This window comes from Clostridium sp. HBUAS56010 (genome assembly GCF_007115105.1).
Taxonomy (GTDB): Bacteria; Bacillota; Clostridia; order Lachnospirales; family Lachnospiraceae; genus Lacrimispora.
In genome coordinates this window covers 1-14,013 of the sequence record NZ_SULJ01000020.1, presented here as the reverse complement: position 1 = coordinate 14,013, position 14,013 = coordinate 1, and the positions used below count along the sequence as shown (strand labels likewise).

The window sequence follows — 14,013 nt, the reverse complement described above, 5'->3', positions numbered from 1 at the left end:
AGAAGTGCCACAGCTTACAGAATAAGATACAATTTTTACCTTAAGCAGATCACTACTGTTTGCTTTTAAAACTAAATTGCTATTTGTTTGAATAAGAGAAGACTTAATACCATCAATTTCAGTTTTTATTGCCTTTCCCATTCTACCATCTAACACAGTTCCAGCAACATTAGTGGTGTAGTTATTAACAATCTTATTTGTGGTAATAACTCTATCACGGAATCCGTTGTAGCTCTGTACAAATAAAGAATCCCAGTCGTTTCCAGGTGCACAAACCCATACCAAATCCCCCACAATTAAATCATAATATGATTTAACTCTGTATTCTGCGTTTTTATATGACACCATATACACTGCATCATTAATTTTTTGAGTAACAGTTGCACGAAAAGATTTATTGAATGGAGCACTGTCTATTAAATTTTTGATAGCCGAAATAAAACTTTCAGCATTCGACTTTGCTGTCTCAAAAAGACTCATTTACTTTCTCCTTTAAATAGAAAAGGAGGCATATAAACGTGCCTCCAAATAATTATTTGTATTTTGATACAACCTGCCTAATAGCTTGATCTGTCAATACAGCAAAATCTCCAATTGCATCGTCAAAGTTCCTTACGTTTGGAAAAGACAAGTCCCCATATTGTAAATTAACAACCATCTGTTTTTGTTCAGACTGAGTGTTTACTAGCGGTTTATAATCAACAGCATAAGGCTGGAAACTGTAATGCTTTGACATATTGCTCCACAATTGATCTTGCTGTTCCTTATTTAAAACAGCTTCGCCTTCATGGGCAATAATAGGATATTCACCATTTTTAAGTTCATTTGTGGTGAGGTATTTAAGCATATTAACACGGTCACTATCGGTTGCTGTTCCGATGGCTCCATTTTTAATACCAGCCGCATATTTCTTTACACCAGGGCCACTATTTACATATTCACCCCTTCCCGGAACACCGGGGCTTCCGTCTTTTCCACCTCCATATCTTGTGTTATCCCTATCATCTTCATCATCACGATCATAACCATCTTCTAAAGCGTCTCTAACTTCTTTTAACACGTCAAGCATTGAACTTACGTTATCAGTAAGCTGTTGCCAACTAGAGGTATACTCAGATATCATTCCAGAGTTCTTATTATACTGTTCTAAAGACTTTAACAACTCAGTAGCAGTATCTTTCAATCCACTCTGAATACCCGCCAGAATCGCATCTGCGTTGGCTGCCGTGTCGCCTACGGTTCCTAAGTAGTCAAATATATTCTGTAGATTGTCCGTAGCAGACATTTTCTGATTCATCTGGGATAGAAGACCATTGATGCCACTGACAGCTTCTGCATAGGTGATTTCACCGGATTTGTAGGAGGCAATGTAATCTTCTAAAAGAGACTGGATATTATTTGTTGAATTTATCTGTTCCTGATATTTCTGTAATTGATCTGCCGTATTCTTATACATGCCTGAAAACGTATTAAATATAGCCGAATCATTACCGCTTAATACTTTATCCTTCCAACCAGTGCCGAGATTGCTATCAGCAACAGACTCATCTTGTGATTGTTTTATCTTTTGAGAAATCTCAGACCACTTAGAACTAATTTCTTCAAGTTTTGAAATCTGCTCGTCATAACCTTTATTGAGATTCTCTAATGCTTCTTGCATATTATCAATCTGCTCTTGGAGTTTATGTTTTGCCATATTGTCCTGGGCATCAAGATAGTCTTGTTCAGCCTGCCTTTCAGCCGCTTTATCTGATTCATATACAATTTCGCCATCACGAACTGTCGCTACGGATTTCTGACCACGAATTCGTTCCAAATCATATTGCTTCTGTTCAAGATCGTACTGAAGTTTTCTAAGCTCATTTTCCTTATCAAGCAAATCTAACTTTTCTTGCAATGCATCGATAGCAAGTTGTTTTTCTTCATTCTCAGCATCTTTTAACTTATTTATTGCATCAATCTGTTCCTGAATGGCACCAGTAACAGCACTGATTACAGTATCTTGTTCTGACTGAACACCGGTTAACCCGTCTACAACCTTCTGTAAACTATCTGAGTATGTACCGATATTTTCTAACGGCATTTTCAGCAACTCTTCGTTGAATTTACGCATGTTAATTACCATGGTAGACATCTCTGAATTAACTGACCTTAACTGTCCATATAAATCTTGCCAATTGTCACTTCCAACCTCGTACTCGTCCATTGTGTCTTCAATTAAACTTGCCTGTTCCTTCAACTGGTCAATTACTTTTGCTCCATTAGAGATTTGAGCTTGATAGTATTCGGCATTTAATTTCTTACCATCTGCTTCAACTTCACTTGCATAATCTTGCATCGCATCGGAAATATCTCCGTACATAGAAACAATAGTTGCCATGTTATCAATCGGCATTTGCAGAAGTTGATTATTATACTCCTCCTGGGCTTTCTTCAAAGAATAAAGACTTTCCTCCGCTTCACTGATTTCAGACTTTAAATCTACATATTCTTCTGAATCCTTTGATACACCGTTGCTCATTAAATCTTTCATTTCTGCACGTAAATTAGAAATGGATTTTCTGGCATTGGCAATCTGACCTTCAGTATTTCCCATTAACCTTTCGTAAAATGAAGATCCAACAACCTGACCAGACGCTTGCATATAATCAATTTGAGCGTTAATGATGGAAGATGAGTTTTCTAATTGCTTATTTTCACTTTTAATACTAGAAGAAATGTTATCATATTTTGCTTTTATATCGTCTAAATATTGAGTCTGCATGTCGTACTGTTTACTCTTTAGACTTTGCAATTTGTCATAATTATCCATTGCTTCCTGAACATCTTTTGCTTCCTTATCAGAAAGTGTATCAATAGACATATCCCCACGCTCAATCTTTGCCTTATTTTGAGCAGATATTTTACCTACTGACTTATCATACTCGTTTTGATATTGAGCTATGGACTGGGAGTACTCATCAAGCATTGTTTTATCTAATTCTAAAATCTGAGCAAAATAATTTTCTTTTGATTCGGTGGGAGAGCCGGTTGAAACTAAAGTATGCAAATCCGCAATTGTCATTCTAGCTTTATTTGCAATAGTGATTAGTTCTTCAGATCCGCCAATCATCGTGTCAACATCGGAAGTGAGAAGTTCCTTTGCTCTGTTAAAATCTTCCGTACTTAATCCTAGGAAATCAATGTAAGAATTATCCGATAAGGTTTTTAATTCAGAACGTTTTTCCTCGAGCAATTTAATTCTGCGCTCAATCCAGTCTATATCTTTTGTTGTTTCTTCCTTGTCTTTTTTATTTGAGCCAGCCTTATTTGACTTTGTTCCTCCGCCGTAAGTAGCCTTTTTGAAATCATCGGAATTGATTTTTATATCGTAATCAAATGTTCCATTTGCAATACCTTCAAGGGTTTTACGTGCTTCGCTTAACTCGGCCATTGTGTTTGACTTTAAGAGTTCAGTAGCAACTGAAAGTCCTGCGGTAATAGGTGATCCAATTGATGGGTTAGCTAACTGGGCTGTACCTTTTGCCAAAGCGTTATTTATACTAGCGAAAGCTGATTTTGCCCTAGCTAACTGATCCAGTGCTGACGTACTTGCACCGGCTGCATTAGCCAAAGCAATTACCTGGTCAATATCACTGGCGGTATCAATCTTAATATCATTGACTGATAACTTTTCCAAAGCTAACTGTGACATAGCCTGTTCAGAGATCCCGGCTGCAATACCTTCGTTCACGAAACCATCAATTTCAGACATGGTAGCGTTATACAATGAGTCTGAAGCATTTTCGTTATAATACTTTTCAGCAGCCAATTTTTCATGAGCAATAGCTAATCTATTAGTAACAACTTCTTCAGCGTTGGTGATACCCATATTTTTAAGCATAGATGTCGCTAAGTTGGCGTTTTCATCAGAAAGATTATTAAGCACTCCGGAACTATCAATCCATGCTGTCAATAACGAATTAAAAGCTTCTTGATTAGCTTTGATGTCTTTGGGAGATGAGGATATCTTTTCGACAAAGTCCGTGTAGACATCGTCTAATCCGCTAAAGGTATCTTTAAATTTCTTGTCATCTAGCAATGCGTAGTCGAACGGATTTTTTCCTTTCATACTACTCATGATTTTATCTAATGATTCAAAACCTTCGGATAAGGAGTTGATGTTTGCAATAACATCTTGCTTGGATTGAGTTGGGAATACATTTTCTCCCGATTTTCCTACATCTGTCTGGACGATTTTGAGTTTCTGCAATATTGAAATCACATCTTCTGCGCTTAGTCCATATTCCTTTGCGGAAGCTACTAGCTTATCAAAATTATCTTCTTGCCCATCATTATTCATGGCAAGCAAATCTTCTTGTGACAAACCTTTTAATGATTTGGCATATGTCATAAGATTATCTTGGTTAGACTTTAAAGCATCGTTGAAGTCGTATAATCCTGTGTCCGCCTGTGCAAATGTGTCACTTATGACAGAACGATACTTTCCCCAATCATCGCTTGATGCATCAATTGAAGATTTTAAAAACCTTAGATTATCTCTAGCTGAAAGAATTTTTGATTCATCACCAGAACTTAATGCATCGTTATATTCTTTTACGGCATTTAAGATATCCGTATAACTGCTTGCCAGTTTATCGTTTGATGTAATTTCAGCAATTAATGATTGATTATACGTTGCGCTAAATTCGTCGATTACATTTTTTGCTTTATTTAACTGTTCACTTGATACTCCAAGCATAGTATTGATCGTAGAATCATCTTTGCCGTATTTATCTTGTAATGAAGCGACTTGATTCATGAAGTCTGAAATTTTATCATAAGCATCGGTAGCATCGGCTTTCACTCTGACAGTGAATGAACCAGAATCTTCTGTGTCAACATTAAATCCGAGCTGCTTAGCTAATGCAATAATATCTTTTCCAGCATCAGAATAAGCATTTATATCTTCACCGAATAAACTGTAAGTACGTTGAGTCGTCATTTGCTTTTGTGCGTCTTCAATACCTTTGACGTTTTGATTAAGATATGTCTGTGCTGCGGCTTTATTCATAGCTAAAATAGCTTCGGTCTGATCTTTGTAAGCATCGGTAACGAGATTTAACTTTCCGTACTCTTCGCCATATTTATCGTTCAATTCTTGCTGTAAAGATAGAAGATTACTCTTGATTTCATGCTGACGTTCTTCGGTAGTGTTTGCATTTGTTAATTCATCATGTAATGCTTTATATTTATTTGCGTAATCCTCAATAGAAGAAGATGTGTCATTAAATACAGTTGCAGCTTCAGATGTAGTTTGGCGCATTTCTTCTACAGATTGTTTGTATGCGTTCCATGCAGAAATACCGGCTGTTACTGCCATGCCTACAATTAGAAGTGGGTTTGCAAGCATCGTTGCCCATAAACCCTTTAATGCCGTACCTAATCCAGTGGTTGTAGCTGTGACTGTTACCTGGGTAGTAGAGAGGGCAGAGGTGGAAGCAACATTTTTAAGTTCTTCGGCAGATAACCCGGCTGTAGCAAGGATTCCTAGTTTCTGTGCTTTTGTTAGATTACTCCTGGTTACAATATTAATCTTTTCTTGTGTACTAATTCCTTCTAAAACTTTTGCAAATGATTGATTTGTTCCTGTCCCAGATGTTATAATACTATCAAAACTTACAATCGACTTTCCGAGGGACTGTAGCTGCATTGTAGAATATTTATGTAGGGGAGAAAAAATCATGTATTTGACAAAGGTCATTAGTGACGAAAATGGTACACCAATAGAAATTAATCTACTCTGTGAAAAATGTGGTAACACAATAATAATTAAAAATGATATTGATAACAAGTTTAATAAAATAACTTCTGATTATTGTATGCTAAAAGATGGATCAAAAATCGAATGTCTTTGTAAAAATGTATCTAACACAAATCTAATAACAAGAAAGGAACTTCCTTCTACTCAAAATAGAACAAAACTCTCGTCTGAATATAGACCAAAACATACTTTACAAAATATTCCCAAATGTCCAATATGTCAAAGTACAAATCTTTCCAAAATATCTACAACTAAAAAGGTTGCTAAGATTGCAGTATTCGGTATATTTGGAATGGGAGATAACGGTAAAATTTGGAAGTGTAACAATTGTGGAAGTAAATTTTAGACAATAATAAAAGAGTAGGAGATTAATCCTACTCTTTTGTCTATATAGGTATATTCCTTAATGCTAGATACATTGGTTTAAAATCATAATCAACGCAATACAATGGTTTCATACTGTCTTCAATTAACTTAAACCCATTCTTTAAGTAGAAATCCTCTGCTTCGGGTACCGAGTGAAGAAATAACGCTTGAAATCCTACAATAGAAGTTATCAATGAATTTGTGTAATTTACTATGTCTTTTAATATCCATGCGGCAATAGGAAGACTTTGACCTTCATATTCATAAAATATATCTTGATATTTTTTAGAAACTGCAAACATTTTGATTTCTACTGCGGAAACACCACATATTTCAACATCATATTCTTTGCCACTAGATTTAGCTTCCTCTGGATCTAACTTCACTTTGTCCTCATATGGAATAGCAGTAGACATCAAGGTATAATATGACACTATTTCACTTTGAATTGATTCGTCAGAATTTTCTATTTCATTAAAAACTACATATGTTGCACCTTGTCCAGATTCAGCGTATTCTTGTGCCTCATTGTGTATAAAACAATTAAAATTATAATTTTTATCTCCCGCATTAAACTTTAATAAAAGATTGTTATGTACTGAATCTAACTTTTTGACCTTTGGATTAAATTCTTTAATATGTTCATACTCACCTAAATCACTTAGCATTTACTTACTGTCCCTATCTCCAAATAATTTTCCAGCCTTTTTACATGTTTCCAGAAATTCCTCAGTAACTTTACTTTTATTAAAATCACTTATAAATTTTTTGGAACTGTCTTTATCAATGACAAGCATTTTATTTACTGGTTTTGTTAATACAGCCATATCATCAACCTCCTTTGTGCTCTCAGTAATATTACCCTCATTAGTATTACTGATGTCATTTATACTTCGCTTATCCAAAGTATATCACCTCCACCTATAATAAGCAATATTTATCTACAAATAACATACCTAATTCTACGCATAACGGATGTCGGAATAGCGTTCATTAATGGCAATATTTATCGCGCCAAATTATAGACGTCGACAACGTATACTAATTTCAATCCAAAATTTCATTTATAAGACGATTTTTTGTAAATTCTTAAATAATAAAAAAGAGTGGAACATTAAAATTATCTTCTCAATTAAAGAACTTATGTTCTGACTATAAAAATATGGATAATAATGGTAAAGTATATTTATATTCAAATATAATATATAAGGGGGTGGTGCGTATGGAAGAGAAAATTATACGGTTTTTAATTGACAAATTTAATAATGACAATAAAGATAATAGTAATATCGTGGCAGTGTGCAGAAGCGATGTAGGCACAATTGGCTTATCGGAGGGTGACATTATAAAATACCTGTACGTCCTTCAAGAAGATGGATATATCGTCATAAAAGAAAAATCCGTGAATAATGATTTAAGTCGATATTGGGAAGTAGCATTGAAATCGCCTTGTTTGCATTATTTTGATGGATCATCATTAAAAAATAATCGTGTTACGGTAAAAGAACTAAAACATAAAGGGGAATTGCCACATAGAAATACCTTTTAATATAAGTATAATTCCGTCTTGCACATGTGTTTTACACACAAAAAAGAGCAGGAGATTAATCCTACTCTTTTTTTGTAGCCAAAGAACTGATGTTCCGACTACCAATATATGGAAAATAATGGTAATATCAAAATAAGCAAACCTACGTATGATATAGAACGGAAAGGATTTGTTGTTGACAGAATTTTATTCTCTTGTGTCTGCCATTGCTGATGTAGTTGCATTATTATACATTATCATAGACCACCACAATCATATAAAGCAGTAATATAATGAAACATCGTAAGCCTAACGAAAACTGGATCACCCGTAGGATTATCAGTCTTTGTTCAGAATAATGTTCTTGTCTGGTGCTAATGCGACGAACGGGTTTGCGGTTACCATTATTATTTATAGAAGTTACTGGTGTGAATACTGTATGGACAGTCAATTTAATCCAAACTAGTTTTAAGCTGATTTGCGATTTTGGGGATAGTGGATTATATATCACTATCCCGTTTTATATCCATTATATTTCTACACTCATCTCATATGCTTGGCAAATATTGTCGCCATAATCATATTTATTCAAGACTCTCTTTACCTCGTTGACTTCATCGTGATTGAAATTTTGCTCGAATAATATTTTGGATTCAAATGGATCAAGATGAATTACGATTGCTTTTATGTATTTTGTTGAAGCTGTTTTGTTCGATAATATTTCATTTGCAAAATTAATCATTTCCGCACCTCACCAATTCTTGATTTATAGTCTGGATCGTACCCACAATATTCATCAATATATTTCGTGAGGAATCGGTACATATAATCTTGACCTTTTGACGTGATTCTAGTGATTGCTAATTGGTATTTATTCCCGCCCTTTACGACATACGTATACGTTTTAACCTCAAAGTATTTTCTATCAAGGCAATATTGACTTGGAGAATTATCTTGATTTAATATACCTTTGTTTCTTAGAAATGCCATAAGTCGGTTTCTTCCGGTTTTCAGTGCTTTAGCAGATTCGTTGAATGAAATGGTTCCATCACTGTCCAGATACAAATCAAACTGCTCCGCCTTTGGTTTCATTTCTTCATTTTCTTTAGCAAGGTTTGCCGATAGCAACAGTGCCTCCGACAAAGTGGTTGGGATATTAAAGTTGTCTAAGTTTATTTCTTTTGGTTTAATAAAAGCTTGTGCTAATACGTCTTTGGCTTTAAGTTGATAATTTACAAGTCTCAGTGTTAATTCTGGATTTTCTGCTTGCATCTTTGGCGTGATAGATATCTTGGCCAACCAGAGAGGAAGGTAGTCTAATTCAATTGAGATGGTTTCATTGTTTTCATCAAATACCCCTGCACGAAATTTCATGCACCCTGATTTTAAAACAATATCATTCTGAACTCTAATAACTTCGTTATTTATCTGCCCTCTGGCGAATCCTATTCCGTTACATATCCAACGGACACCTACATAAATTTTTTCAGTTGACTCATCTTTGACGCACATAATTTCATTGCCAAGGAAATCCACTGATTTTGCTACTAAATCATTTTTCATCTTATCTTGTCCTTTCAATATATGTATTTGACACAAATATATTAAAATGGTACAATTAGACGCAAAGATAGCGTAAGTTATCTGCTAGGCAGCCCTGTATACTTTGGACGGTAAGGGGCTGTCTTTGTTATTCCTCGGAGGTTATAATTTCCTTAATTGAAATCACACCATCGGAATATGCCGACATAAGCATTTCCAAAATCTCATTCATGGATTTATTTTGCTTAGTACATGCAACCTTAAAATTCAAAAGAACATCGGGGTTGATTGTCGTTACAAAACGTTTACGCTGATTCTCTGACATTTAATCATTCCTTTCATGTGTCATATGTATATTATGATAGCACATAACACACAAAAGTCAATAACTAGTTTCAAATGATTTCCAATTCTTGTCTCCTAAAATCTCTGTCTCTTGAATAACTGTTAAAACATTTTTCTGCTCATTATTCATAAATACTTTCCTTTCAAAAATGATGGTGGAGATAGAATGTTGAAACATAATCTTGAAATACGTTTCATGTTGTGCTATACTTGGATTATAAATTATCTCGCTATATTTGTCAAGTGAGTTATGAATAATATTTCAAGCTACGTAACGTATATGGAGGAGCTTATGGAAACTAACATTGTAAGTATAATAAACGATTTATGCAAAAGAAACGATATGACAGTAGGCCAGCTTGAAAGGGAACTCAAGTTTTCGCAAGGATTAATAAGTCGTTGGGATAAAAATTCACCATCAGTGGATAAAATCATTGCTGTTGCAGATTATTTTAAAACATCTGTAGATTATATTCTTGGGAGAACGTCAACAGATTCAATTTTATCAATTGAAGAAATGTTTATAAATAAAATAATTGAAGAAACAGAATCATACTTATTACAGTGGAACAATTATTTTGAAGGAGATATACCGTCAAATACGCTTAAAGATCATTTTATATCGGCTTATAACTGGAAGTATAATGATACAATTACTACTGAAGAAATTAAATTTATGACAAAATATTATTCTTCTTACCTTTTTGTGGTTGGGGGATATTATAATAATAAATATTGCTATTTTTTAATAATGCAGCTAGACATTAATAATCAAAAGTTCGACAATTTTGTACCAATATCAAGCCTTAATGATTTTGATAAAACCAACAGGCTCTTTGATGCAATTACTCTCTGTACTAGGAATTACGAACAAGCCAATAAAAGTAGGGCAATAATACAATCCTATATTAATAGCAATAGTAGACCCGACATAGATTATGTTACAAAAAAAGATGTCGTTTATAATTTCTTAACAACATTACCTGGATTTGTACTAGATGCAAGAGCGGGCACATATCTTATGAATGAATTGAATGAAATTAAAAAACAAGTAAATATAATTCAAGATCAATTACACACAAAAAGAGCCAGTCTACGTGAGTAGGTGGCTCTTGTGTTGATATATATATATTGTCTTGACTTGAAATTTTAATGTTTTTACAGAGAAAAAGGACTAGAATTAACTAGTCCCTCTCTTCATATCGAATCAAAACATATCTAATTAAATCATATCAGTTCAAAACATATCTAGCTAAATCATATCGTGATATCATCATATCATCTAATATATTGTATGTCAAGTATTTTTTTTGGTTACAGTATTAAGGTAGTGATATATATGTTGATTTACCTTCTTCCAACTTTCTGATAAGTATCTTTTTTTCTAGCATGATATTTATAATTTCCAACGCATACATATCTGATATATTACAAATATTAGCAACTTCAGTTTTAGCCCATCCGAAACCTAAAGTTTTAGTTTTATTTTTGGGATCGCCATACCATTTTACTATTATATCTTTAACGCACTCAAACCAATATTCAGGCTTCCCTTTCTCCGTGTCTACTTTAAATAATTTCAACAAATCACAAGAAGAATCGCAATATGATTCAAAATGAGTAGTTTGAGATGCGTTTTGACTCGTAAAATATAAATGAACTTGTTTTCCTTTATATTTCAACCGGCTCATTATAGGAATCATATCACTGTCGGATGTCACAATTGCGTATGTATCTATATTGGGATCTTTATATGTGGATTCAATAGCATCTATACTTAATTCAATATCAGAAGCATTTTTTCTATACTTATCATCTTTATTATTTCCATATACATTTCTTATTTGAACTCTTTGTTCCTGCAATTTTCTAAGACTTACTTTAACCTGCTCAAAGTCTGCATAGGCTCTAAATGATCTTATCTTATCTTTCCCATATAAATTATTAAAATACTCACAAATATTATATTCATCATCTGTGACATCAATTGCATATCTCTTCATTGTGTAAAATAAATTATCATAATCAATTAATATACATACATTACTTGTGTCTTTTATTTCTTTCTGCACTTTTTTACTAACATCTTCATCCAAACTCATCTTACCCATATCATTTTCCCCTATCATCAGTAATACTTCCAATTATATACCATAATTTTCCATATTTCTACAGGAACGTAGGTTCTTTGGGGGATAATTTAATTCTATTGCGAATATTCAACGTCTTTTGAAAAACGTTAATATTCTGTATACATTGGAACATGCATTAACAGCACAATAAAATATGGCTTTTACGTACTGTGAGGAATGGTGCTCTCTGAACATTCCCTATCCTTACGACTTTATCCCGACATTGCTTTCGCAATTGTTACCATCGGATTATATGTCAAATACACAGATAGGGTTAGCTGCTTCGTTGGCGATTGTATGTCTGTCGGGAATTATTTTTTATCCCTAGATATCTCACTCCGGTGTATAAACCGTTTGACTTGTTTGCCTTATTTTTCGGCTTCTTCTATATTACTGTAATAGAAGAGTAGTGAGCGTTACGCTTTCAAGCAATTAATCCTCTTTTTATTTTTAAACTTTCGTCTCTAGGAATTGTATATACCGCCTTTATGGTATTTCCTTCCCCTAGATAGCCCAACTAAATCCCTCGGAAAGATTTATGTAACTCTTATTTCAGAGTCAAGCGAAGTTTTTTACAAATGATGCAATACCTACACCTGTTAATAAGGTAGGCAAGACACCGAAATTACTAATTAATTCTGTTAAAATATTGTTTAAACCAGTACCAGATTCTATAAGCACTTTTAGAAAATCAGAATTTACAGTGGTATTTGATAATGTTTGGAACGAACTATTGAGCTGTTGTAATTTAGCGTCAATTGAATCTAACCAGCGTTCTTGCTCTTGCATTGCAGATCCAGATGAATCTATAGAATCATTTAGGGCATTGTTGGCTTGTGCCATGTTGGTAAGCAAAGCAGATACCGAGTTACCCCTCTGTTTGCCAGCTATGAGTTCAAGCATAGCCGCCTGGTTTATATTTGACATATCAGTCCACACATCAGAGATACCTTGCATAATTTGATATGTAGACTTGAATGTATCCTCATCAGACATTATATCAAATCCACCCTTGCCAGTAACATTAGTAAGGGCGAGTACCTTGTCTCTTAACTTAGATGTAGATTCTGCCATTCCATCAGTGGATTCGCCGGCATCGGTAAGTTCTGTAGATGCTCCCCTCAATCTCATACTCAATACTTTCAAAGCGTTACCAGCTTCAGAGGCATCTTGAATAATCTCCGACATGGCAGTTATCATTGCAAGAGAGTGGTCGATATCATTTCCTGCTAGGGCAAGTGCAGATGCTGCGTTTGATAATCCCGTACCCAAATCTCTACTTGATACCGCATATTTATTACCGATATTGTTGAGTTTATCAATGATTGTGATACTATCTGATGCCTGTATGTTAAACGCTTTCATAGCAGTAACCATATCAGAGACTGCAGTTTCGTCGTCTACTTCACCTACGTTGGCATAGATAGATGATATTTTTGCGAGGTTTGCGCTTTGGTCGATGGAAAATCCAAGTTTTGCCCAGTTTGCTGTTTGCTCCACTAGGCTTGATACGGTACGGCCTAATTCTTGAGCAGATTTATTTGCATTGCGAAGAAAACTATCGTATTTTGTATCCGTCTCATCCGTAACCTTATACAAATTTGTCATAGCGGAATCAAGTTCAACAACATTTGTAATCATCTGCTTAAACATCTGTATTACAGACATAAATGCACCGGCCGAGACAGTCCATTCAGCAAACTTTTTTACACTTGCTCCAAAAGTATCAGTAAGACTTTTCCCAGTAACACCTAATGCGTCAGCTTCTGCTTTTACTCCTCTGAATTCCTTTTGTAATTTTGTAAGATCGGCTTTATTATTAATGGCGTTCAGTTTAATAAGTAATTCATCAAGAGTACCACCGAATTCTTTTTCTGCGGCCGAATTTACTCTACGCCATGCTTGGACTTGATTTGCAAAAGTAATCTTGTCAATGGCTTTTAAACCATCTTGCATTTTAAATATCTGGTTGGCATATTTTTTTGCGGTCTTATCATCAATTTCAACCCCAAGTTTTAGCTTGTATTGTTCTTTAACCTGGCTAATCAACTTTGGTAATTGGTCACTCTTTAGCTTTGATGAATCAATTATTGTTTGTAGAATCAGCGATATATTATCAGCCATTTATTACTCCTTTCTAATTTTGAGCATAAAAATAACTGCCACAGAAAGGGCAGTAGTACGGGTGATTATTATTTAATTTTTAATTACAAGCAAATCCCAGATTTATAGAGAATTATTTTCTGTATTTTCACTTAATATAGGCGACTCATTTTCTAATGCCGATTTAAGTTTAT

The 14,013-nt window shown here is 34.3% G+C and carries 11 protein-coding genes and 1 pseudogene; 3 read left to right on the top strand and 9 right to left on the bottom strand.

Annotated elements, in window-relative coordinates:
* Together FAY33_RS18195 and FAY33_RS18190 are read right to left on the bottom strand one after the other, a co-directional pair.
* Positions 1 to 480: pseudogene (locus tag FAY33_RS18195) on the bottom strand (hypothetical protein); the annotation flags it as partial.
* Positions 481 to 532: 52 nt separating this feature from the next.
* Positions 533 to 5,692: a hypothetical protein gene (locus tag FAY33_RS18190; RefSeq protein ID WP_143322689.1), complete on the bottom strand. Its 5,160-nt coding sequence runs from the start codon at positions 5,690 to 5,692 to the stop codon at positions 533 to 535.
* A 31-nt stretch (positions 5,693 to 5,723) separates the two neighbouring features.
* On the opposite strand from FAY33_RS18190, the gene FAY33_RS18185 reads away from it, so the two are divergent.
* Positions 5,724 to 6,149, top strand: a complete 426-nt coding sequence (locus tag FAY33_RS18185) for a hypothetical protein (RefSeq protein ID WP_143322687.1) — start codon at positions 5,724 to 5,726, stop codon at positions 6,147 to 6,149.
* A gap of 40 nt (positions 6,150 to 6,189) precedes the next feature.
* On the opposite strand, the gene FAY33_RS18180 is transcribed toward FAY33_RS18185, so the two are convergent.
* A complete protein-coding gene (locus FAY33_RS18180; protein ID WP_143322685.1) occupies positions 6,190 to 6,837 on the bottom strand; it encodes a hypothetical protein in 648 nt (215 codons plus the stop codon).
* Complete coding sequence (locus FAY33_RS18175; RefSeq protein WP_143322683.1) at positions 6,838 to 7,074, bottom strand: hypothetical protein; 237 nt, start codon at positions 7,072 to 7,074, stop codon at positions 6,838 to 6,840.
* 317 nt (positions 7,075 to 7,391) lie between these two features.
* Here FAY33_RS18175 and FAY33_RS18170 point away from each other — a divergent pair, with 317 nt between their 5' ends.
* Positions 7,392 to 7,718: a hypothetical protein gene (locus FAY33_RS18170; RefSeq protein ID WP_143322681.1), complete on the top strand. Its 327-nt coding sequence runs from the start codon at positions 7,392 to 7,394 to the stop codon at positions 7,716 to 7,718.
* Positions 7,719 to 8,226: 508 nt separating this feature from the next.
* Here the strand turns inward: FAY33_RS18170 and FAY33_RS18165 are convergent.
* From FAY33_RS18165 to FAY33_RS19650, 3 genes are all read right to left on the bottom strand, one after another.
* Entirely contained in the window at positions 8,227 to 8,439 is a 213-nt protein-coding gene (locus FAY33_RS18165) for a hypothetical protein (protein WP_143322678.1), read from the bottom strand.
* Positions 8,436 to 9,260 carry a phage antirepressor KilAC domain-containing protein gene (locus FAY33_RS18160; RefSeq protein WP_143322677.1) on the bottom strand — a complete coding sequence of 275 codons (825 nt, stop codon included), beginning with the start codon at positions 9,258 to 9,260 and terminating at the stop codon, positions 8,436 to 8,438. Before FAY33_RS18160 ends, FAY33_RS18165 begins: the two co-directional genes overlap by 4 nt.
* Positions 9,261 to 9,387: 127 nt before the next feature.
* Complete coding sequence (locus FAY33_RS19650; protein ID WP_185967702.1) at positions 9,388 to 9,564, bottom strand: hypothetical protein; 177 nt, start codon at positions 9,562 to 9,564, stop codon at positions 9,388 to 9,390.
* 312 nt (positions 9,565 to 9,876) lie between these two features.
* Between FAY33_RS19650 and FAY33_RS18155 the strand changes: the two genes are divergently transcribed.
* The gene (locus FAY33_RS18155; protein WP_143322676.1) at positions 9,877 to 10,689 is read left to right on the top strand and encodes a helix-turn-helix transcriptional regulator; all 813 of its coding nucleotides are present in this window, start codon (positions 9,877 to 9,879) and stop codon (positions 10,687 to 10,689) included.
* A 217-nt stretch (positions 10,690 to 10,906) separates the two neighbouring features.
* Here FAY33_RS18155 and FAY33_RS18150 read toward each other — a convergent pair whose 3' ends face one another.
* Together FAY33_RS18150 and FAY33_RS18145 are read right to left on the bottom strand one after the other, a co-directional pair.
* Positions 10,907 to 11,695 (bottom strand): NYN domain-containing protein, encoded by a 789-nt coding sequence (locus FAY33_RS18150; RefSeq protein ID WP_185967701.1) that lies wholly within the window; start codon positions 11,693 to 11,695, stop codon positions 10,907 to 10,909.
* Between the two features lie 579 nt (positions 11,696 to 12,274).
* Positions 12,275 to 13,840: a phage tail tape measure protein gene (locus tag FAY33_RS18145; RefSeq protein ID WP_143322672.1), complete on the bottom strand. Its 1,566-nt coding sequence runs from the start codon at positions 13,838 to 13,840 to the stop codon at positions 12,275 to 12,277.
* Positions 13,841 to 14,013: the final 173 nt, after the last annotated feature.

Coding starts and splice junctions, on each gene's coding strand:
- FAY33_RS18190 (WP_143322689.1), bottom strand. CDS start 5,692: ATGCAGCTACAGTCCCTCGGAAAGTCGATTGTAAGTTTTGATAGTATT.
- FAY33_RS18185 (WP_143322687.1), top strand. CDS start 5,724: ATGTATTTGACAAAGGTCATTAGTGACGAAAATGGTACACCAATAGAA.
- FAY33_RS18180 (WP_143322685.1), bottom strand. CDS start 6,837: ATGCTAAGTGATTTAGGTGAGTATGAACATATTAAAGAATTTAATCCA.
- FAY33_RS18170 (WP_143322681.1), top strand. CDS start 7,392: ATGGAAGAGAAAATTATACGGTTTTTAATTGACAAATTTAATAATGAC.
- FAY33_RS18165 (WP_143322678.1), bottom strand. CDS start 8,439: ATGATTAATTTTGCAAATGAAATATTATCGAACAAAACAGCTTCAACA.
- FAY33_RS18160 (WP_143322677.1), bottom strand. CDS start 9,260: ATGAAAAATGATTTAGTAGCAAAATCAGTGGATTTCCTTGGCAATGAA.
- FAY33_RS19650 (WP_185967702.1), bottom strand. CDS start 9,564: ATGTCAGAGAATCAGCGTAAACGTTTTGTAACGACAATCAACCCCGAT.
- FAY33_RS18155 (WP_143322676.1), top strand. CDS start 9,877: ATGGAAACTAACATTGTAAGTATAATAAACGATTTATGCAAAAGAAAC.
- FAY33_RS18150 (WP_185967701.1), bottom strand. CDS start 11,695: ATGGGTAAGATGAGTTTGGATGAAGATGTTAGTAAAAAAGTGCAGAAA.
- FAY33_RS18145 (WP_143322672.1), bottom strand. CDS start 13,840: ATGGCTGATAATATATCGCTGATTCTACAAACAATAATTGATTCATCA.